An 18,877-nucleotide genomic window follows, 5' to 3' on the forward strand; every position below is an offset into this window, starting at 1 on the left:
AAGTCTATATGCATAAAAAAGGCTCTCATAATGAGAGCCTTTTTAGTATTTGGCCTATGGTAGGTAGTTAGATCATCATGATCCAAAACCTACTATAGCCTTGTTATTACTCTTCGATCTGATAGATCACATCTACGCGATCACGAATGGTGATCGTTGAGTCTTCATAAGAGTTCGATTCTGTTCTTGCATCCATCGCCATTGAACGCATGAGCACTGGCTGAGAAGATTGTGCGTTGTAGTCCACGCGCCATACATCACCTAGTTCACGCTCAAAACCACTCGCTAATGATTTGGCTTTAGATGTCGCATCTTTAATAGCTTCTAAGCGCGCTTGCTCTTGATACTTAGCTTGGTCGCGAACTTGCAGCTGAATATTATCGATCTGATTAATGCCTTGCCCGATAGCAATATCCATGTATTCATTAAGGTTCGCTAGCTCATTAACTTGAACGGTCACATTACGTGAGGCGCGGTAGCCAACCAGTTCAGGTTTACCATCTTTTGGATAATGGTATTGAGGAGATAGGTACAGGTTCGAGCTGTGAACACTCGCTTCATCAACTCCGGCTTGATGTAGCTTATTTAGAAAACCTGTCACAACTTTATCAACAGTCTTTTTAGCCTGTTCAGCAGTCATCGTCGATTCCACGACTCTTACAGAGAATGTCGCCATATCAGGTGTCGCGATCACTTCACCGTAACCTGTCGTTGAAATATGAGGAAAGGATGGAGAGTCAGCCAATGATGGAAAACTCACAGCACTCAACGCCGCAGTAAGAGTAAGAGACGTTGCTAACATCTTTGGTACAAGCTTCATTAGGTATGACCCATGCTAAACAAATGTACTTTTATCATAGAGTAATTTACCGTTTAGCCAATCCAGTGCACGCACTTCTAACAGAACTTTGACGCTGAAAAAACCAACAGTTTACTGAGGTAAGTGATTGTGAGCGAAACTTAATATCGATTGGGATACCTCTTTTAATACTCCACTCTCAAGCTGCCAATGGTGCCAATAGATGCGATAAGACAGCAGAAACCCAGGTGTAATATCAATCAGCGCACCTGATTCTAGTTCATCGATAATCTGCAACCGAGGAATCAAGCAATAAGCAACGCCCGACAACGCTAAACGTACAAACGCTTCCGAACTGCCGACCGTATGATTAATTACGCTGTCTCTTGGTACATTAAAATGATCATGCAGAAACTTCTTATGCAGATCATCGTATTGATCATAAGAAACCGCTGGTGCCTTGCTTAAAGTGGCGTAATTTACGCCCTCAGAAAAGTAACGTTGATGAAAGTCTGGGCTAGCCACACACACATAATCCATCCTGCCAAGATAGTCGGCGCTGCAACCTGGAATAGCTTGAGACTCCAAGCTAATAGCACCTGCAACCTCACCACTTTTGATTTTCTCTATGGTTCTCGATTCACCATGAATAGCGAGGTTCAATTCAACTTGGCGAGACTTCATCACATCCGACAATGCGGGTAACAACCAAGTTGCTAAGCTATCCGCGTTGGTAGCGATAGATATAGATAAAGGTTGGGCGCTATCTTCGTTCATTAATTCAGGTACTAGCTCGTGCTCTAACAGACGAACACGACGATATAATCCCAGTAATTTTTTACCTGCAGGCGTTGGCCTAGGCGGGCTTTCTCTCACTAAAGCAGGCTGAGCCAACCACTTTTCTAGCTGTTTGATGCGTTGAGACACCGCTGACTGTGAAATATATAACTGCTCCGCAGCCCTTTCGAAGCTACGTTGTTTCACCACGGCATCCAGTGCTTCTACCCATTTATAATCCAATCCACGCATCAATTTGCTTCCTTTTTAAGCTAAATCAACACCACATTAGCAACTCTAATAATAGATTAAAATCATTAATTATACTTATTTAAAGGGGCGGAGTATCTTCGCCATATAGAACGTAAATATCGTTAAATAAGTGGAGGTTAAAATGAGTTTTTGGGTTTTATTACAAGGTTTTGGTCTAGGGGCAAGCATGATTATCCCTATTGGTGCTCAGAATGCGTACGTCCTAAATCAAGGGATAAAGCGCAACCACCATTTAACCACTGCGACAATTTGTAGCCTGCTCGATACTCTGTTTATCTCATTGGGTATCTTTGGTGGTGGTGCGATTCTGTCGCAAAATGAATTGCTACTCACCTCGGTAACATTAGGCGGTATCGCTTTTCTAACCGTGTATGGTTTGTTGTCGCTACGCAGTGCTTTTAAAGCGCCCTCAAGCGAGGAATCAAAAGGAGAAATACTGGCTCGTGGTAAGCGCACCGTTATTTTGGGTGCCTTGGCGGTTACTGTATTAAACCCACATCTCTATTTAGATACGGTTGTGATTCTTGGTTCTATCGGTGGGCAATTCGAAGGTAACGACAGAATTGCTTTTGCTATGGGGACCATTCTGGCATCATTTGTTTGGTTCTATTCATTGTCATTGGGCGCAGCAAAGCTAGGCCCAACGCTATCAAAACCTCAGGTTAAGAAAGGTATCGATATCGCGGTTGCAACGATGATGTTTGCGATTGCATTAGTACTCAGTAAAGGATTAATAGAGCAGTATTGGTAATCACATGGATATTATTAATAACCAGATAGATCGTTTACAAACCCTATACCAGCGTAATATTGCACTGCTAACTCTAGCAAATATAACTTATAGAGAGTGGCAGCATGAACCTATTCTCGATTTTGCAACCGATGAGGAAGTCGCTCGACAACTTGGTTGGACTGGCACGCACTCAAAAAGCTTATTTCTGAAAACCAAGGCGGGCGACTACGCGCTATACCTTACAGAAAAGGATAAGCGTCTTGACAGCAAAGCGATCAAATCAGTGTTAGGAAAGCGTGTTTCCATTTGTAAGGATGAAGAAATGATTGAGCAGCTTGATTGTGTCCCTGGAGCTGTCTGTCCATTTGGTATACCACAACACGTAGAAATCATCATTGATTGTGAATTGCTCGAGCGCCAAGAGATCCTCTATACACCTGGACTCCCTGAGTACACCCTTGGATTTAGTGGTGCACAATTAAAAGTGCTAGCTGCGCTATTGCCTAATCAAGTTCATTGGCTCTAGTTCTGGTGATAACTCCCACAGCGTACCTGTTATAACCCCCTCCAACCCGTATGAAATAAAAAAGGCGGATAACCTCTGTTATCCGCCTCTGTAATAATAGAGCTGATCAGTGACGATTAAACTTCTACTTTATTCATGTGTACATCCATTTGTGGGAATGGAATTTCGATACCCTCTTTATCCAAGCCTTCTTTGATTGCTTGCATCAGGTCGAAGTAGACATTCCAGTACTCTGCAGTGCTAACCCATGGGCGAACCACGAAGTTAACTGAAGAGTCAGCAAGTGTGTGAACACCTACTTGAACGCCTGGTTCTTTCAACACGCGCTCATCAGATTCACAGATCTTAGTCAGTAATTCTTTGGTCTTTTGTAGATCAGCACCGTAAGAAACACCGATCATTAGGTCGATACGACGCGTGTCATGACGAGAGTAGTTCGTGATTGGGCTGCCGATAACGCTGCCGTTTGGTACCACAACCATTTTGTTATCAGGTGTTGTTAGAACAGTTTGGAAGATTTGAATTGAATCAACTGAACCCGCTACACCACCGATTTCCACGTAGTCACCAGACTTGAATGGACGGAATGCAACAATAAGTACACCAGCAGCAAAGTTAGATAGTGAGCCTTGCAGTGCAAGACCAACGGCTAAACCAGCCGCACCAATAACAGCAACTACAGATGCCGTTTGAACGCCTAAACGACCAAGTGCAGCAATTAAAACAATAACAAACAATAAGTAACGAACTAAACCGTGAATAAATTCCACAACCGCTCGGTCCATCTTCTTCTTCTGAAGAACCTTAGCCACGCTATTCGCTACAGCTTTAACAATTAGGTTACCAATAAATAAAATTATCAGTGCTGAAATAATATTTACGCCATATTGGATAAATAGATCTGAATTATTTGTTAACCACTGCTCTGCTTGAGATAAACCATCCACAAGCGGAGTTTCAATTACTGTCGAACTATCAGCCATAATGTGCATCCTCTATATAATATGCTATGGGCTAAACTGCCTTAAGCCTAATTTACCCTGCAATATAAGAAACAGTTCAATTACCGTTAAGTCATTGTGTTAAAAGTAAATTAAAGCCAAGTCCTTTTTATAAACTAAACCAAGTTCAGTTTTTCGGCACGATATCCTATCTTTGATAGATTGCAAAGTCATATTTATGTAAGCTTTTGAATTATTAAAACTTACCGATAAACACAAATACCGATAACTAAAAGACTACGAAATTTATTCACGGTAGGCTAGGTTTTTCACATATTTAATACAAGTTTTTATCAGACATAAAAAAACCCGCTCAATGAGCGGGTTTTTAAAACTTAAAGAGTACTTAATTCAAAGAATTATAGTACGTCTACAGCGTTAAGGTCAGCAAATGCTTTCTCTAGACGAGCAACCATTGAAGCTTGACCAGCACGTAGCCATACGCGTGGATCGTAGTACTTCTTGTTTGGAGCAGCTTCGCCAGTTGGGTTGCCGATTTGACCTTGTAGGAAATCGAAGTTGTCAGCAGAGTACTGACGGATACCATCCCAAGTTGCCCACTGTGTATCAGTATCGATGTTCATTTTGATAACACCGTAGCCGATAGACTCTTGGATTTCTGCTTCAGAAGAACCAGAACCACCGTGGAATACGAAGTTTAGAGCGTTAGGTGCGATACCGAACTTCTCTGCACAGTATGCTTGAGAATCACGTAGGATAGTTGGAGTAAGTACAACGTTACCAGCTTGGTAAACACCGTGTACGTTACCGAAAGAAGCAGCGATAGTGAAACGTGGGCTAACAGCCATTAGTTTCTCGTATGCGTATGCTACGTCTTCAGGAGAAGTGTAAAGCTCAGATGCGTCCATATCAGAGTTATCAACGCCGTCTTCTTCACCACCAGTACAACCAAGTTCGATCTCGATTGTCATGTCCATTTTAGCCATACGCTCAAGGTACTTAGCACATGTCTCGATGTTCTCTTCTAGAGACTCTTCAGAAAGGTCTAGCATGTGAGAAGAGAATAGAGGCTTACCAGTTTGTGCGAAGAACTCTTCACCAGCGTCTAGTAGACCGTCGATCCATGGAAGAAGTTTCTTAGCAGCGTGGTCAGTGTGCAGGATAACTGGAACACCGTAAGCTTCAGCTACAGCGTGTACGTATTTTGCACCAGCTACAGCGCCAAGAACTTGTGCGCCTTGACCTTCAAGTTTAACGCCTTTACCTGCGAAGAATGCAGCGCCGCCGTTAGAGAACTGAACAACTACTGGAGCTTTAACTTTAGCAGCTGCTTCTAGTACTGCATTTACAGAGTCAGTACCAACAACGTTTACAGCAGGAAGAGCAAATTTGTTTTCTTTTGCTACTTCAAATACTTTCTGTACGTCATCGCCAGAAATCACACCAGGTTTTACAAAATCGAAGATCTTAGACATGGAAATAGTCCTATTTATTCTATCGTTTTAAGATTAAAAAACTTAAGTTTGAAAATTTGCAATCGTTTGCTCACAACTTGTGCCATTCTAGCAAAAAAGTGTGATATGCAGCAAACGTTAAAAGGCGAGATTCGCATCTCGCCTTTCTAAATCAATTATGCTTTAGCACGCTCTTCAAGCATTGCTACTGCAGGAAGTACTTTACCTTCAACGAATTCAAGGAAAGCGCCACCACCAGTAGAGATGTAAGAAACGTCAGCTTTAATACCGAACTTGTCGATAGCCGCTAGCGTGTCACCACCACCAGCTACAGAGAAACCTGCAGAGTCAGCGATTGCTTTAGAGATACCAGCAGTACCCGCTTCGAAGTTCTTGAATTCGAATACGCCTACAGGGCCGTTCCAAAGGATAGTTTTTGCGTTGCCGATGATTTCAGCTAATGCTGCAGTTGAATCTGGGCCAAGGTCGAAGATCATATCGTCGTCTTGAACTTCAGAAACGTGCTTGATTTCAGCTTCTGCGTTTTCGTCGAATGCTTTAGCACACGCAACATCAGTTGCTACTGGGATAGCACACTCTTTCATTAGTTTTTGAGCCGTTTCAACTAGGTCAGCTTCGTATAGAGACTTACCTACGTTGTGGCCTTCAGCAGCGATGAATGTGTTCGCGATACCACCACCAACAACAAGTTGGTCTGCGATTTTAGATAGAGACTCAAGAACTGTTAGCTTAGTAGATACTTTAGAACCACCAACGATAGCAACTAGCGGACGCTCTGGGTTATCCATTGCTTTGCCAAGAGCTTCAAGCTCAGCCGCAAGAAGAGGACCAGCACATGCTACAGGAGCGTGAGTACCAACACCGTGAGTAGATGCTTGTGCACGGTGAGCTGTACCGAATGCGTCCATCACGAAGATGTCACATAGTGCAGCGTACTGCTTAGAAAGAGCTTCTTCGTTCTTCTTCTCACCTTCGTTGAAACGAACGTTTTCAAGAACAACCAGTTCACCAGCGTTTAGCTCTAGGCCGTTTAGGTAATCTTTAGCTAGCTTAACTTCGCAGTCTAGTGCGTCGTTTAGGTAGTTAACTACAGGAGCTAGAGAGAACTCTTCGTTGTATTCGCCTTCAGTAGGACGACCAAGGTGAGAAGTAACCATTACTTTTGCACCAGCTTCTAGGCAAAGCTTGATAGTTGGTAGAGATGCTAGGATACGTGCATCTGAAGTTACTTTACCGTCTTTTACTGGTACGTTTAGGTCAGCACGGATAAATACGCGTTTACCTGCAAGTTCCAGGTCAGTCATCTTGATCACAGACATGATTTGTCCTCTCAAATTTAAATAAAAATAAAGTTTTGGAAACTCAGCAACCCTGCTAAGCCTATAAATTATTCAACTGGTAATTCTTTAACTACTAGTAATATGTGGACACTTAGCATTTATTTCAAGCTAAAAAATAAATAATCCACACATTTGCTTCTAGGTCTTACTTCTTGCCTTCAGAAGCTTGCATTGCGAGAACCGTATCCAGCATTCGGTTCGCAAAGCCCCATTCATTGTCACACCACACTAGCATTTTTACTAAGTGGCCGTTGCTCACTCGAGTTTGTGAACCATCAACAATTGCGCTATGGGGATCGTGATTAAAGTCGATGGAAACGAGCGGCGCTTCAGTATAGTCAACTATATTGTGTAATGTACACTGGGATGCATTAACAATGGTTTGATTTACGTCATTAACTTTCACATTTGCATTAATTGTGACACTTAAATCCATCGCAGTGACGTTTACCGTCGGCACACGCACAGATATCGCTTCAAATTTGTTGGAAAATTTCGGGAAGATTCTTTCAATACCTTTATGTAATTTGGTATCGACAGGAATGATGGATTGGCTTGCAGCTCGAGTACGGCGAAGATCGCTGTGGTACGCATCGATCACTTGCTGATCATTCATTGAAGAGTGAATCGTTGTGATGGTACCGGACTCGATGCCAAAGGCGTCATCAAGAACCTTAATGATAGGAACAATACAGTTGGTGGTACATGAACCGTTGGAAACGATGCGATGGTCGGCCTCGATGGTATCGTGATTCACGCCATAGATAATGGTGTTATCAAGGTCGTTCGCACCAGGATGTGAAAACAGAACCTTTTTCGCCCCAGCAGCTATGTGCGCTAGGCCGTCAGCTCGGCAACCGTAAACACCGGTACAGTCGAGTACAATATCCACCTCAAGATCACGCCAAGGCAACAATTCGATATCAGCGAGATGCAAGATACGAATCGTGTCGAAGTCACCTTTATCTTCCGCACCAATGCCGTGATGGACATAGATGTGCTCTTGGTCGTTGGAGATCTTCTTACCAAAGCGGCCGTGACTGGTGTCGTACTGCAATAGGTGAGCCATAGCGTCAGGCTGAGCAAGCTCATTGACAGCTACTACTTTGATTTGTTGGCTTTTGCCACTTTCATAAACAGCGCGTAATACATTACGCCCTATTCTTCCAAATCCGTTTATCGCGACTTTTAGCATAGTTCCGTACATCTAACCAAAATTTCGTGCAACAGATGATAACTGAATCCTACCCAAAAGGCATTACTTGAATAACTCAGCCTACTTAGGACAGATTGATCTGCTGCGTATAAAGATGAGTCTAGGAGAAAACAAATCCCAGATACAAAAAACCGAGCTCAGCGCTCGGTTTTTTCCTTCATTTAACTGTTAGCACAAGGCCATAAGTCAATGATTAAGCAAGAAGCTCTTTCGCTGTGTTTACTACGTTTTCAGTAGTGAAACCGAACATCTTGAATAGCTCGCCTGCTGGTGCAGATTCGCCGAACGTTGTCATACCGATGATCTTGCCACCGAAACCAACATACTTGTACCAGAAGTCAGCGATGCCAGCTTCTACTGCGATACGCGCTGTAACGTCAGATGGAAGTACAGACTCACGGTATTCAGCGTCTTGCTTGTCGAACGCGTCAGTTGCAGGCATAGATACTACGCGTACTTTCTTGCCTTCGGCTGTTAGTTCAGTAGCAGCTTCAACTGCAAGCTCAACTTCAGAACCTGTTGCAATGATGATGAGTTCAGGCTTGCCTTCACAATCTTTCAGGATGTAACCACCCTTAGCGATGTTCGCTACTTGCTCAGCGTTACGATCTTGTTGTGCAAGGTTTTGACGAGAGAAGATTAGAGATGAAGGACCATCTTTACGCTCAATAGCCAGTTTCCAAGCCACTGCAGATTCAACTTGGTCACATGGACGCCATGTGCTCATGTTTGGAGTCAGACGTAGAGATGCAATCTGCTCAACCGGTTGGTGAGTAGGGCCATCTTCGCCTAGGCCGATAGAGTCGTGCGTGTAAACTTGGATGTTCTGAACTTTCATCAGAGCAGCCATACGCATTGCGTTACGAGCGTATTCCATGAACATTAGGAACGTTGCGCCGTATGGTACGAAACCACCGTGCAGAGCGATACCGTTCATGATAGCCGTCATACCGAATTCACGTACACCGTAGTGGATGTAGTTACCAGAGAAGTCGTTTGCTTCAAGAGACTTAGAACCAGACCACATAGTCAGGTTAGAAGGCGCAAGGTCAGCAGAGCCGCCCATGAATTCTGGAAGCATTTGACCAAACGCTTCTAGTGCGTTTTGAGATGCTTTACGTGAAGCGATGTTTGCTGGGTTAGCTTGAAGATCAGCAATGATTGCGTTTGCTTTCTCTTCCCACTCAGCTGGAAGTTCGCCGTTAGTACGACGTTTGAACTCTGCTGCTAGCTCAGGGTAAGCCGCTGCGTATGCGTCAAACTTAGTATTCCAAGCAGCTTCTTTCGCTGCGCCGGCTTCTTTCGCATTCCACTCAGCTGTGATATCAGCTGGGATCTCGAAAGGACCGTGTTCCCAACCCAATGCTGCTTTAGTTGCTGTGATTTCATCAGCGCCTAGTGGAGCACCGTGACAGTCGTGCGTACCCGCTTTGTTTGGAGAACCAAAACCGATAATAGTTTTAGTACAGATAAGTGTTGGGCGAGGGTCCGCTTTAGCCGCTTCAATCGCAGCGTTGATAGCATCAGAGTCGTGGCCATCTACTGCTGGGATTACGTGCCAGCCGTATGCTTCAAAACGCTTAGGTGTATCGTCTGAGAACCAACCTTCAACTTCACCATCGATAGAGATGCCGTTATCATCCCAGAAAGCAACCAGCTTACCAAGACCTAGCGTACCCGCTAGAGAACATGCTTCGTGAGAGATACCTTCCATCAGACAGCCATCACCCATGAATGCATAAGTGTAGTGGTCTACGATGTCGTGGCCTTCTTTGTTGAACTGTGCAGCCAGTGCTTTCTCAGCCATTGCCATACCAACAGCGTTAGTGATGCCTTGGCCTAGAGGACCCGTCGTTGTCTCGATACCAGGAGCGTAACCGTACTCTGGGTGACCTGGAGTCTTAGAGTGCAGTTGACGGAAGTTTTTAAGGTCTTCAATTGAAAGCTCGTAGCCTGCAAGGTGAAGCAGAGAGTAAATCAGCATTGAACCATGGCCATTCGACAAGATAAAACGGTCGCGGTCTGCCCACTCTGGGTTTGTTGGGTTGTGGTTCAAGTGGTCACGCCAAAGAACTTCAGCGATGTCAGCCATGCCCATAGGTGCGCCTGGGTGGCCTGAATTTGCTTGTTGAACACCGTCCATGCTAAGTGCGCGGATTGCATTGGCTAGATCTTTACGAGAAGGCATGTCTGCTCCTGGATACATAAGCGATTTAAAAAAGTGATTGATGCTAAAGTTTTCATTTTTATTAGCGCGGCTATTCTCTCAAACGACTATAGCGACTGCAAACGTTTTACTGGCATTTTAACGGTCATTTTTCGCAATTTTCGAACATTTACATCACTTAGCAACGGCTTATCTCGATCGACACGCAAACGATTAGTTATGACATATCATAAAAAAGAGCTTGTAATTCGACCGCTGGAATTTAGAATAGACGTCTAGATGTAGAAACACCTATAAAATATACTGTACTTAATGGCGGCGCTTCATAGCTTGCGACGACATAAAACTATTTACACCAAAACCTAAAAGTGGAGCTCCCATGGCTAAGCACCTATTCACTTCTGAATCTGTTTCAGAAGGCCATCCAGATAAAATTGCAGACCAAATCTCTGATGCTGTTCTTGATGCCATCTTGGAACAAGATCCAAAAGCACGTGTTGCTTGTGAGACTTACGTAAAAACCGGCATGGTTATGGTTGGCGGTGAAGTAACAACGTCTGCATGGGTTGATATCGAAGAAATCACTCGTGAAACAGTACGTGAAATTGGTTACGTTCATTCTGATATGGGCTTTGACGCTGACTCTTGTGCCGTTTTAAACACAATTGGTAAGCAGTCTCCAGACATCAATCAAGGTGTTGATAAAGCAGACCCTAAAGAGCAAGGCGCAGGCGACCAAGGCATCATGTTTGGTTACGCGACTAACGAAACACCAATCCTAATGCCAGCTCCAATTACTTACTCTCACCTTCTTGTTAAGAAGCAAGCTGAAGTACGTAAGAGCGGCAAGCTTGATTTCCTTCGCCCAGATGCAAAATCACAAGTAACATTCCAGTACGACCAAGGTAAGATCGTTGGTATCGATGCTGTTGTTCTTTCGACTCAACACTGCGATTCAGTAACGACTCCGGATCTACGTGAAGCGGTAATGGAAGAGATCATCAAGCCAGTACTTCCTGCTGAGTGGATCAACAAAGACACTAACTTCTTCATCAACCCAACAGGCCGTTTCGTAATCGGTGGCCCAATGGGTGACTGTGGTCTAACAGGTCGTAAGATCATCGTTGATACCTACGGCGGCGCAGCTCGTCACGGTGGCGGTGCATTCTCTGGTAAAGATCCATCAAAAGTTGACCGTTCTGCAGCTTACGCAGCACGTTACGTTGCGAAAAATATCGTTGCTGCTGGCATGGCTGACCGTTGTGAGATTCAACTGTCTTACGCTATCGGTGTTGCAGATCCAACATCTATCATGGTTGAAACGTTTGGCACTGAGAAAGTAGCTCACGAAATCATCATTGAAGCGGTTCGTCAAAACTTCGATCTACGTCCATACGGTCTTCAAGAAATGCTGAACCTTCTTCAGCCTATCTACAAGCAGACTGCAGCATACGGTCACTTCGGTCGCGAAGAATTCCCTTGGGAAGCGACTGACAAAGCTGCAATCCTTGCAGACTTCGCGGGCCTAAAATAATTTAGCCACTGCGATTTGTTTCTTTAAAGCCCTTACTGCTTAGTAAGGGCTTTATTTTTATGTACTTACCGAACCTTCTCTCGCAACTTCCTTCTTTAACGCCCTTCTTTACCGTTAACCACTTAGTATAAAAAGCCGCTGATAATTTGTGTTTTCTAACACTACTGACAATAGTTAAGGTAACTCCTAGGCGATCAAGCTCACATTTAACTTAAATTAATTCAGTCTGATAACGCTCGTTAAATGCACGCTAGAATAAAAACTGGGATGACAAAGAGCAATTTAGCTCAACACCATAACTCTCACACAAGCCACATCGATGAGCCTTATGGAATTGTAACTAGGACGTTATTTAACTAGGGGGATCTATGCCTCGTACCGCGCACCCATCCGAACTAAACGATAGAAAACACAAGGTCAGCGATAAGGATTACGCTCGCACCATTCCTTGCAACCAAATCAGTATTTCCGCACCCTTTCATTGGTTGTCGCTTGCTCTGCATGACTTAGTAAGAATGCCATTGATCAGCGCATTTTACGGTTTGTGCTTTATGGGAGCGGCAATCGCCATTGTTCAACTCGTCCAATGGCAAGGAACACACTTGGTGGTGATGCCAAGCCTGATCGTGTATATGCTGATAGGACCTTTTCTTGCTCTGGGCTTGTATGACGCAGCTTGGGAAAGAGAAAAAGGGCACAACGCCAGCCTACTCCATTCGATGAAAGCCATCACGCGCAACTCCACCCATCAATGGGCCTTTGCGATTGTCTTAATGGTCTCGATGATATTCTGGATGCGAATCGCCGCTCTGTTACACGCTTTGTATCCATCTGTCCAAGGCGCGCCATTAGCTGAATTTGCGCCCTTCCTGATCACAGGTTCTGTGATTGGGTTTGTTATTGCCAGCTTAATCTTCAGCATCTCGGCGTTTTCTATTCCATTGATGATGGAGCGACGCGTGGATGTAATGAGCGCAATCTTCACTAGCTTCAATGCCGTGAAATCCAACATCCCAGCAATGGTAGTGTGGGCAAGTATTATTTGTGCGGGTATTCTGGTGGGCTTTGCGACCTACGGCATTGGTATGATCGTCACCATGCCACTACTTGGTTATGGTACATGGCATGCCTACCACGAAATCATCAAGAAGAATCACCACCTATAAATTATCGCCAGAATAACGAGCAATGTTATGATGAGGCCTTAGCTTAAACGCTGAGGCCTTTTTTTGGAGTTAACAACGTTTGTCTTACACCCCGCAACAACATCGAGCAAATAAGAAGTTGGCCGAGTGCCTAGCTATCGCTAATCAACATTTCTCTCGTGAATTCCCATGCCCAACCATTACTTATAAGTTAAGAGGAAAGGCAGCAGGAAAGGCATACCTTCAGCTCAATGAAATTAAGCTCAACCATGTACTCTTCGCCGAAAATGAAGATGCCTTCATTAACGAGGTGGTGCCTCATGAACTGGCACATCTGATCACACATCAAGTATTTGGACGAGTGAGACCTCACGGGAATGAGTGGAAATACGTGATGGAAAAGGTATTCAACGTACCAGCCAAAACAACCCACAGTTTTGAGATCACCTCGGTGCAAGGCAAGACCTTTGAATACCGCTGCAACTGCACGGTTTACCCACTTTCGATTAGACGTCACAACAAGGTATTACGTAACCAATCAAGCTACCGCTGCCAACAATGTAATCAAACCTTGGCCTTTACAGGCACGCAACTCAGCTAGCACCCAATACTCGACACACGTGAGATTCAGTAACCTGCTCGTTTTTTTTTCAGGAAATTGCACTCCACTGCTTAGATGATTGAAATGTAATAGAGAAATCTATCACTTGAGTGCTAGACTGATATTTATCATACTTTTATCAGTCTTTTTCTATGCACAAAACCACCCCAAAAGCATTTGGCCTATCGGTGTCTTTTTACTTAACGATAGTATTTGGCCTACTGGTAACCCAAAGCGTTTTCGCCGCTCCACCCAGTTCATTCTCCAAAGCAAAAAAAGAAGCGGTGAAAATTTACCTTGATCACCCGACTTCATTTTATTGTGGTTGTGACATTACTTGGAAAGATAAAAAGAAAGGCATCCCAGACCTTGACGGCTGTGGTTATCAAGTGAGAAAGCAGCAAAAACGTGCAAGTCGAATTGAATGGGAACACGTGGTTCCCGCTTGGCAATTTGGCCACCAGCGTCAGTGCTGGCAAGACGGTGGACGCAAGAATTGCACTCGTAATGACAAAGTATTCAAATCCATGGAGGCCGATCTTCACAACCTAACTCCAGCCATTGGCGAGGTTAACGGTGATCGCTCCAACTACAATTTCAGTCAGTGGAATGGCATGGATGGAGTGAGCTATGGTCAGTGTGAAATGCAGGTCAACTTCAAGCAACGTAAGGTGATGCCGCCAGACAGAGCAAAAGGCTCTATCGCTCGTACTTACCTTTATATGAGCCAAGAGTATGGTTTCAAGCTATCTAAGCAGCAAACCAACCTGATGATGGCATGGAACAAGCAATTTCCTGTCGACAAGTGGGAATGTACTCGTGATGAGCGAATCTTTGCCATCCAAGGCAATCACAACCCATTTGTTTACCCAGCTTGTAAATAACGCCCCTCGCATAACCCACATACCTAACCATCTCAAACAAGAGTTTCAGAATTGCCCCTGAAACTCTTGCTCTACCCTTGTTTTTTCAACTAAAAGCATCCATGTTAGGCAGAGACAAAATACCCAAATGAACATATTTATAGGTTTACCAGCATGAGAATCCCTCGTATCCATCACCCAGAACGCATTCATCAGTTAGGTTCACTCGCTTTAGGCGAAGATGCCGCGGGTCATGTTGGTCGTGTCCTTCGCATGAAAGAAGGTCAAGAGGTTCTTCTATTTGATGGCAGTGGCGCTGAATTCCCTGCGACCATTACTGAGGTATCAAAGAAGAATGTGGCGGTTAATGTTACTGAGCGAATCGAGCGCAGCAGTGAATCTCCGCTAGACTTACATTTAGGCCAAGTGATTTCACGTGGCGACAAAATGGAGTTCACGATTCAGAAATCGGTAGAGCTTGGTGTGAACACTATTACCCCTCTTATTTCAGAGCGCTGCGGCGTTAAACTTGATACAAAACGCTTTGAGAAAAAACTCGCACAGTGGCAAAAGATAGCGATTGCAGCATGTGAACAGTGTGGCCGCAATACGGTTCCTGTTATTCGCCCAATAATGCAGCTTGAAGAGTGGTGCAGCGAACCTAGTGAAGCGTTAAAGCTGAACCTACACCCTCGTGCAAAATACTCAATTAATACCCTTCCAGAACCAATCAACAAAGTACGCCTATTGATTGGCCCAGAAGGTGGGCTGTCCGCTGAAGAAATCGGCATGACGGAACAATACAAATTTGAAGAGACGCTACTCGGCCCACGTGTACTTCGTACCGAAACAGCAGCTCTAACCGCAATTACTGCCTTACAAGTCCGTTTTGGCGATCTAGGCTAGGAGAAAAAAATGATCAAACTTGGCATCGTAATGGATCCAATTTCATCCATTAACATCAAAAAAGACTCTAGCTTTGCCATGATGCTTGAAGCTCAGCGTCGTGGTTACGAAATCCATTACATGGAAATGGATGATCTACACTTAGATCAAGGCGTAGCCATTGCTGACACAAAGGTTGTAGAACTCAAAGAAGATCCAAACGGTTGGTACGAGTTCAAGTCAGAACAGACTATCGCCCTATCTGATTTAGATGCAGTACTAATGCGTAAAGATCCTCCGTTTGATACTGAGTACATCTACGCGACTTACATTCTTGAGCGTGCTGAAGAGAACGGCGCACTGATCGTCAACAAACCGCAAAGCCTACGTGACTGTAACGAGAAGTTGTTCACGGCCTGGTTCCCAGAGCTAACGCCTACCACCATCGTGACTCGTAAAGCTGAAAAGATTAAAGAGTTCCGTGAAAAGCACGGTGACGTAATTCTTAAGCCACTTGATGGTATGGGTGGCGCATCTATCTTCCGTGTTAAAGAAGGCGATCCAAACGTATCAGTGATCATTGAAACCTTGACTAACCACGGTCAGAACTACGCAATGGCACAGACCTTTGTTCCAGACATCAGCAACGGTGACAAGCGTATTCTTGTGGTTGATGGTGAGCCAATGCCTTACTGCCTAGCGCGTATTCCGGCTAAAGGGGAAACTCGAGGCAACCTAGCGGCTGGTGGTACTGGTGAAGCTCGCCCTCTAAGTGAAACCGATTGGGCTATCGCACGAGCGGTTGCTCCGGCACTAAAAGAGAAAGGCTTAATCTTCGTAGGACTTGACGTTATCGGTGACAAACTAACTGAGATTAACGTGACGAGCCCAACTTGTATCCGTGAAATTGAAGCTGCTTTTGATATTTCAGTTACGGGTAAATTAATGGATGCAATCGAGCGTCGCGTTAACGCTAAATAGCCTAAACTTAAGAAAGTCTTAGCTATTCGCAAACATTTAGACACAGAATCAATGAGCGGCTTTACGCCGCTCTTCTTCCTTTACTGGGAACACACTGGCAGGAGGCTCTATGAATTTAACGAACCACTTTCTGGTCGCTATGCCCGGAATGAAAGATCCGTACTTTCAAAATTCGGTGATCTACCTTTGTGAGCACAATGACGAAGGCGCGATGGGTTTGATGATCAACGCCCCTATCGATGTCACGGTCGGAAGCATGCTTAAACAGGTTGAGGTTGATTCTGAACAACCGAAACCGAACCAAGCCAGCCTTGATAAGCCAGTATTAAATGGTGGACCTGTAGCAGAAGACCGTGGGTTTATTTTGCACAAGCCCAAAGGCAGCTATCAATCCAGCATCAACATGACGGACCAAATCTCGGTAACAACCTCAAAAGATATCTTGATGGTGTTAGGGACCGAAGATGAACCGAACAATTATCTGGTTGCGCTTGGATATTCTGGGTGGGAGCCTGGTCAATTGGAAACCGAACTGACCGAGAATTCATGGCTAACCGTTGAGGCCGATCCAAAGGTCATCTTCGACACGCCAATCTCAGACCGCTGGAAAGTTGCGGTACAAATGTTAGGTATTAATGCCGCTCAGCTTTCAGCAGACGCGGGCCACGCCTAGCCCTACTCCGTTCAATAAAATAAATACTCAAACACGATTAATTTGGAAGCCCCATGTCACGAACAATTATGGCATTTGACTACGGTACAAAAAGTATCGGCAGTGCGATTGGACAAGAAATCACAGGCACAGCAAGCCCTCTGAAAGCCTTTAAAGCCAAAGATGGCATCCCGAACTGGGACGATATCGAGAAGCAAATTAAGGAATGGCAACCGAATCTGATCGTGGTTGGCCTTCCTACCGACCTTCACGGTAAAGATCTCGCAACCATCACACCTAGAGCAAAGAAGTTCGCTAACCGCCTGAAAGGACGCTTTGGTGTTGATGTTGAACTGCATGATGAGAGGCTATCGACCGCAGAAGCAAGAGCCGACCTTTTTGACATGGGTGGCTACAAAGCATTAAGTAAAGGTAATGTCGATAATCAGTCCGCAGTTGTGATTCTCGAAAGCTGGTTTGAAGCACAATATTCTTAACGAAAATTAAGTGAACAAAATGTAACCTAACTTGTGATCCCACAAGAATTTCGCGCCGTAAAGACGTTGCAATTCAATCATAGGTAAGTGGGAGTTCACATGAAAATTTTTCTAGCAATCTTCACCGCTCTAGCTATAACTGCATGTAGTTCAATGGGTGCTGGTTCCGCGGGTTACGATGGTCAGCAGTACCCAACAAAAATCAAATTAGAAAAAGAGCGTGGCTACTCAGGGGACAACGGCAGGTTCGCTAATCACTAGTTATTCAGTTCTCAAAAACCCGCTTATAGAGCGGTTTTTTTATTAGCCTTAAGAGCAAGTGACAAGTGCCGAATCTACCCCATGTCAATCTTCACACCGGCCAATGCACTCGTTCCGTAGTCATCATCTCCACGTCTGGTTTTGAGCATTAAGCGCAAATCATTCGCCGAATCGGCACTGTGGAACGCGTCTTCTTCGCTGATCTTACCTGCAACAACTAAATCATACAAAGCTTGATCAAAGGTCTGCATACCAATCTCTTTCGATTTTGCCATCGTTGCTTTTAACTCATGCAACTCACCGCGACGAATCAAATCAGACACGCGTGGGCTGTTCAGTAGAATCTCAAACACACCATGACGCCCACTGCCACTCTTGTCTCTGATTAACTGTTGAGCGACCACACCACGAAGGTTCATCGACAGATCAAACAGGAACTGTTCTTTCTGCTCTTTCGGCACCAAATGAAGGATACGCTCTAACGCTTGGTTAGCATTATTCGCGTGCAAAGTTGCCATACACAGGTGACCCGTCTCAGCAAAGGTCATCGCATATTCCATGGTTTCACGGCTACGGATTTCGCCAATCAAGATCATATCTGGTGCTTGGCGTAACGAGTTCTTAAGTGCGACTTCGTAGCTCTCGGTGTCGAGCCCGACCTCACGCTGAGTCACGATACATTTTTTATGCTCATGGACGAATTCAATCGGGTCTTCAACCGTTAAGATATGCCCCGAGCGATTGGTATTGCGATAACCTGTCATTGCAGCCATTGAGGTCGATTTACCAGATCCAGTCGCACCAACCACCAGCACAAGTCCGCGCTTGGCGATTGAAAGGTCTTGCAGTACATCAGGAAGCTTTAATTGCTCAAAGGTTGGGATGTTAGTCTCGATGCGTCGAATGACTGCTCCAGGTAGCTCTCGTTGGAAGAATGCACTAACACGAAAACGACCAAAATCACGCACGATAGCAAAGTTAGCTTCACGTGTTTGCTGATATTCATCACGTCTGTCTTGATCCATCATCGCATCAAGTAGTTGGGCAACCTGAGCCGCATTCAGCTTCTCTCCTTGAGGTCGCAATTCACCATCAACACGAAACAAGATAGGCGCATCAACGGTGATATAAAGATCCGACGCCTTTTGAGACAGCATCCCTTCAAGGATTTGATTCAATTCCATTGTGTT

19 protein-coding genes are annotated in these 18,877 nt (G+C 44.7%); 11 read left to right on the forward strand and 8 right to left on the reverse strand.

Translation table 11 applies throughout. From position 1 onward, the window contains the following. Nucleotides 1-106: 106 nt before the first annotated feature. Nucleotides 107-820: an oxidative stress defense protein gene (locus OCV56_RS13705; protein ID WP_086712007.1), complete on the reverse strand. Its 714-nt coding sequence runs from the start codon at nucleotides 818-820 to the stop codon at nucleotides 107-109. A 111-nt stretch (nucleotides 821-931) separates the two neighbouring features. Then, a complete protein-coding gene (locus OCV56_RS13710; protein ID WP_086712008.1) occupies nucleotides 932-1,828 on the reverse strand; it encodes a LysR family transcriptional regulator ArgP in 897 nt (298 codons plus the stop codon). A 142-nt stretch (nucleotides 1,829-1,970) separates the two neighbouring features. Here OCV56_RS13710 and OCV56_RS13715 point away from each other — a divergent pair, with 142 nt between their 5' ends. Both OCV56_RS13715 and OCV56_RS13720 read left to right on the forward strand, forming a co-directional pair. Further along, nucleotides 1,971-2,600 (forward strand): LysE/ArgO family amino acid transporter, encoded by a 630-nt coding sequence (locus OCV56_RS13715; RefSeq protein WP_086712009.1) that lies wholly within the window; start codon nucleotides 1,971-1,973, stop codon nucleotides 2,598-2,600. Between the two features lie 25 nt (nucleotides 2,601-2,625). Next, nucleotides 2,626-3,108, forward strand: a complete 483-nt coding sequence (locus tag OCV56_RS13720) for a YbaK/EbsC family protein (RefSeq protein ID WP_086712031.1) — start codon at nucleotides 2,626-2,628, stop codon at nucleotides 3,106-3,108. Between the two features lie 116 nt (nucleotides 3,109-3,224). Here the strand turns inward: OCV56_RS13720 and mscS are convergent, their stop codons facing one another. The 5 genes from mscS to tkt all read right to left on the reverse strand — a co-directional run bounded on the left by mscS (nucleotide 3,225) and on the right by tkt (nucleotide 10,289). After that, nucleotides 3,225-4,091, reverse strand: coding sequence for a small-conductance mechanosensitive channel MscS (gene mscS / locus OCV56_RS13725; RefSeq protein WP_086712010.1), 867 nt, complete (start codon nucleotides 4,089-4,091; stop codon nucleotides 3,225-3,227). 377 nt (nucleotides 4,092-4,468) lie between these two features. Continuing rightward, complete coding sequence (fbaA, locus tag OCV56_RS13730) at nucleotides 4,469-5,545, reverse strand: class II fructose-bisphosphate aldolase (protein WP_086712011.1); 1,077 nt, start codon at nucleotides 5,543-5,545, stop codon at nucleotides 4,469-4,471. A gap of 155 nt (nucleotides 5,546-5,700) precedes the next feature. Continuing rightward, entirely contained in the window at nucleotides 5,701-6,864 is a 1,164-nt protein-coding gene (locus tag OCV56_RS13735; RefSeq protein WP_086712012.1) for a phosphoglycerate kinase, read from the reverse strand. A gap of 166 nt (nucleotides 6,865-7,030) precedes the next feature. Then, on the reverse strand, nucleotides 7,031-8,080 hold the full coding sequence (epd, locus tag OCV56_RS13740; protein WP_086712032.1) for an erythrose-4-phosphate dehydrogenase: 1,050 nt from the start codon (nucleotides 8,078-8,080) through the stop codon (nucleotides 7,031-7,033). Nucleotides 8,081-8,294: 214 nt separating this feature from the next. Beyond that, the gene (gene tkt, locus OCV56_RS13745; protein WP_086712013.1) at nucleotides 8,295-10,289 is read right to left on the reverse strand and encodes a transketolase; all 1,995 of its coding nucleotides are present in this window, start codon (nucleotides 10,287-10,289) and stop codon (nucleotides 8,295-8,297) included. A 358-nt stretch (nucleotides 10,290-10,647) separates the two neighbouring features. On the opposite strand from tkt, the gene metK reads away from it, so the two are divergent. From metK to OCV56_RS13790, 9 genes are all read left to right on the forward strand, one after another. Then, complete coding sequence (gene metK, locus OCV56_RS13750) at nucleotides 10,648-11,802, forward strand: methionine adenosyltransferase (RefSeq protein ID WP_010435682.1); 1,155 nt, start codon at nucleotides 10,648-10,650, stop codon at nucleotides 11,800-11,802. A 368-nt stretch (nucleotides 11,803-12,170) separates the two neighbouring features. Then, nucleotides 12,171-12,968, forward strand: coding sequence for a DUF2189 domain-containing protein (locus OCV56_RS13755; protein WP_086712014.1), 798 nt, complete (start codon nucleotides 12,171-12,173; stop codon nucleotides 12,966-12,968). Nucleotides 12,969-13,047: 79 nt separating this feature from the next. Next, nucleotides 13,048-13,548, forward strand: coding sequence for a SprT family zinc-dependent metalloprotease (locus OCV56_RS13760; RefSeq protein ID WP_086712015.1), 501 nt, complete (start codon nucleotides 13,048-13,050; stop codon nucleotides 13,546-13,548). Nucleotides 13,549-13,700: 152 nt separating this feature from the next. Then, nucleotides 13,701-14,432 (forward strand): endonuclease, encoded by a 732-nt coding sequence (locus OCV56_RS13765; RefSeq protein WP_086712016.1) that lies wholly within the window; start codon nucleotides 13,701-13,703, stop codon nucleotides 14,430-14,432. A gap of 153 nt (nucleotides 14,433-14,585) precedes the next feature. After that, on the forward strand, nucleotides 14,586-15,317 hold the full coding sequence (gene rsmE, locus OCV56_RS13770) for a 16S rRNA (uracil(1498)-N(3))-methyltransferase (RefSeq protein WP_086712017.1): 732 nt from the start codon (nucleotides 14,586-14,588) through the stop codon (nucleotides 15,315-15,317). 9 nt (nucleotides 15,318-15,326) lie between these two features. Then, nucleotides 15,327-16,277, forward strand: a complete 951-nt coding sequence (gshB, locus tag OCV56_RS13775) for a glutathione synthase (protein ID WP_017629553.1) — start codon at nucleotides 15,327-15,329, stop codon at nucleotides 16,275-16,277. A gap of 109 nt (nucleotides 16,278-16,386) precedes the next feature. Next, nucleotides 16,387-16,950: a YqgE/AlgH family protein gene (locus OCV56_RS13780; RefSeq protein WP_086712018.1), complete on the forward strand. Its 564-nt coding sequence runs from the start codon at nucleotides 16,387-16,389 to the stop codon at nucleotides 16,948-16,950. 53 nt (nucleotides 16,951-17,003) lie between these two features. Continuing rightward, on the forward strand, nucleotides 17,004-17,426 hold the full coding sequence (gene ruvX, locus OCV56_RS13785) for a Holliday junction resolvase RuvX (protein ID WP_048659417.1): 423 nt from the start codon (nucleotides 17,004-17,006) through the stop codon (nucleotides 17,424-17,426). Nucleotides 17,427-17,525: 99 nt separating this feature from the next. Continuing rightward, nucleotides 17,526-17,687, forward strand: coding sequence for a hypothetical protein (locus OCV56_RS13790; protein WP_167373144.1), 162 nt, complete (start codon nucleotides 17,526-17,528; stop codon nucleotides 17,685-17,687). Between the two features lie 74 nt (nucleotides 17,688-17,761). Here the strand turns inward: OCV56_RS13790 and OCV56_RS13795 are convergent, their stop codons facing one another. Next, nucleotides 17,762-18,871, reverse strand: a complete 1,110-nt coding sequence (locus OCV56_RS13795; RefSeq protein ID WP_086712019.1) for a PilT/PilU family type 4a pilus ATPase — start codon at nucleotides 18,869-18,871, stop codon at nucleotides 17,762-17,764. Nucleotides 18,872-18,877: the final 6 nt, after the last annotated feature.

Source organism: Vibrio gigantis, assembly GCF_024347515.1.
GTDB classification, from domain to species: Bacteria; Pseudomonadota; Gammaproteobacteria; order Enterobacterales; family Vibrionaceae; genus Vibrio; species Vibrio gigantis.

Excerpts from the sequence above, each read along its gene's own strand:
- OCV56_RS13705 (WP_086712007.1), bottom strand. The coding sequence starts at position 820 with ATGAAGCTTGTACCAAAGATGTTAGCAACGTCTCTTACTCTTACTGCG.
- OCV56_RS13710 (WP_086712008.1), bottom strand. The coding sequence starts at position 1,828 with ATGCGTGGATTGGATTATAAATGGGTAGAAGCACTGGATGCCGTGGTG.
- OCV56_RS13715 (WP_086712009.1), top strand. The coding sequence starts at position 1,971 with ATGAGTTTTTGGGTTTTATTACAAGGTTTTGGTCTAGGGGCAAGCATG.
- mscS (WP_086712010.1), bottom strand. The coding sequence starts at position 4,091 with ATGGCTGATAGTTCGACAGTAATTGAAACTCCGCTTGTGGATGGTTTA.
- fbaA (WP_086712011.1), bottom strand. The coding sequence starts at position 5,545 with ATGTCTAAGATCTTCGATTTTGTAAAACCTGGTGTGATTTCTGGCGAT.
- OCV56_RS13735 (WP_086712012.1), bottom strand. The coding sequence starts at position 6,864 with ATGTCTGTGATCAAGATGACTGACCTGGAACTTGCAGGTAAACGCGTA.
- epd (WP_086712032.1), bottom strand. The coding sequence starts at position 8,080 with ATGCTAAAAGTCGCGATAAACGGATTTGGAAGAATAGGGCGTAATGTA.
- tkt (WP_086712013.1), bottom strand. The coding sequence starts at position 10,289 with ATGCCTTCTCGTAAAGATCTAGCCAATGCAATCCGCGCACTTAGCATG.
- metK (WP_010435682.1), top strand. The coding sequence starts at position 10,648 with ATGGCTAAGCACCTATTCACTTCTGAATCTGTTTCAGAAGGCCATCCA.
- OCV56_RS13755 (WP_086712014.1), top strand. The coding sequence starts at position 12,171 with ATGCCTCGTACCGCGCACCCATCCGAACTAAACGATAGAAAACACAAG.
- OCV56_RS13765 (WP_086712016.1), top strand. The coding sequence starts at position 13,701 with ATGCACAAAACCACCCCAAAAGCATTTGGCCTATCGGTGTCTTTTTAC.
- rsmE (WP_086712017.1), top strand. The coding sequence starts at position 14,586 with ATGAGAATCCCTCGTATCCATCACCCAGAACGCATTCATCAGTTAGGT.
- gshB (WP_017629553.1), top strand. The coding sequence starts at position 15,327 with ATGATCAAACTTGGCATCGTAATGGATCCAATTTCATCCATTAACATC.
- OCV56_RS13780 (WP_086712018.1), top strand. The coding sequence starts at position 16,387 with ATGAATTTAACGAACCACTTTCTGGTCGCTATGCCCGGAATGAAAGAT.
- ruvX (WP_048659417.1), top strand. The coding sequence starts at position 17,004 with ATGTCACGAACAATTATGGCATTTGACTACGGTACAAAAAGTATCGGC.
- OCV56_RS13790 (WP_167373144.1), top strand. The coding sequence starts at position 17,526 with ATGAAAATTTTTCTAGCAATCTTCACCGCTCTAGCTATAACTGCATGT.
- OCV56_RS13795 (WP_086712019.1), bottom strand. The coding sequence starts at position 18,871 with ATGGAATTGAATCAAATCCTTGAAGGGATGCTGTCTCAAAAGGCGTCG.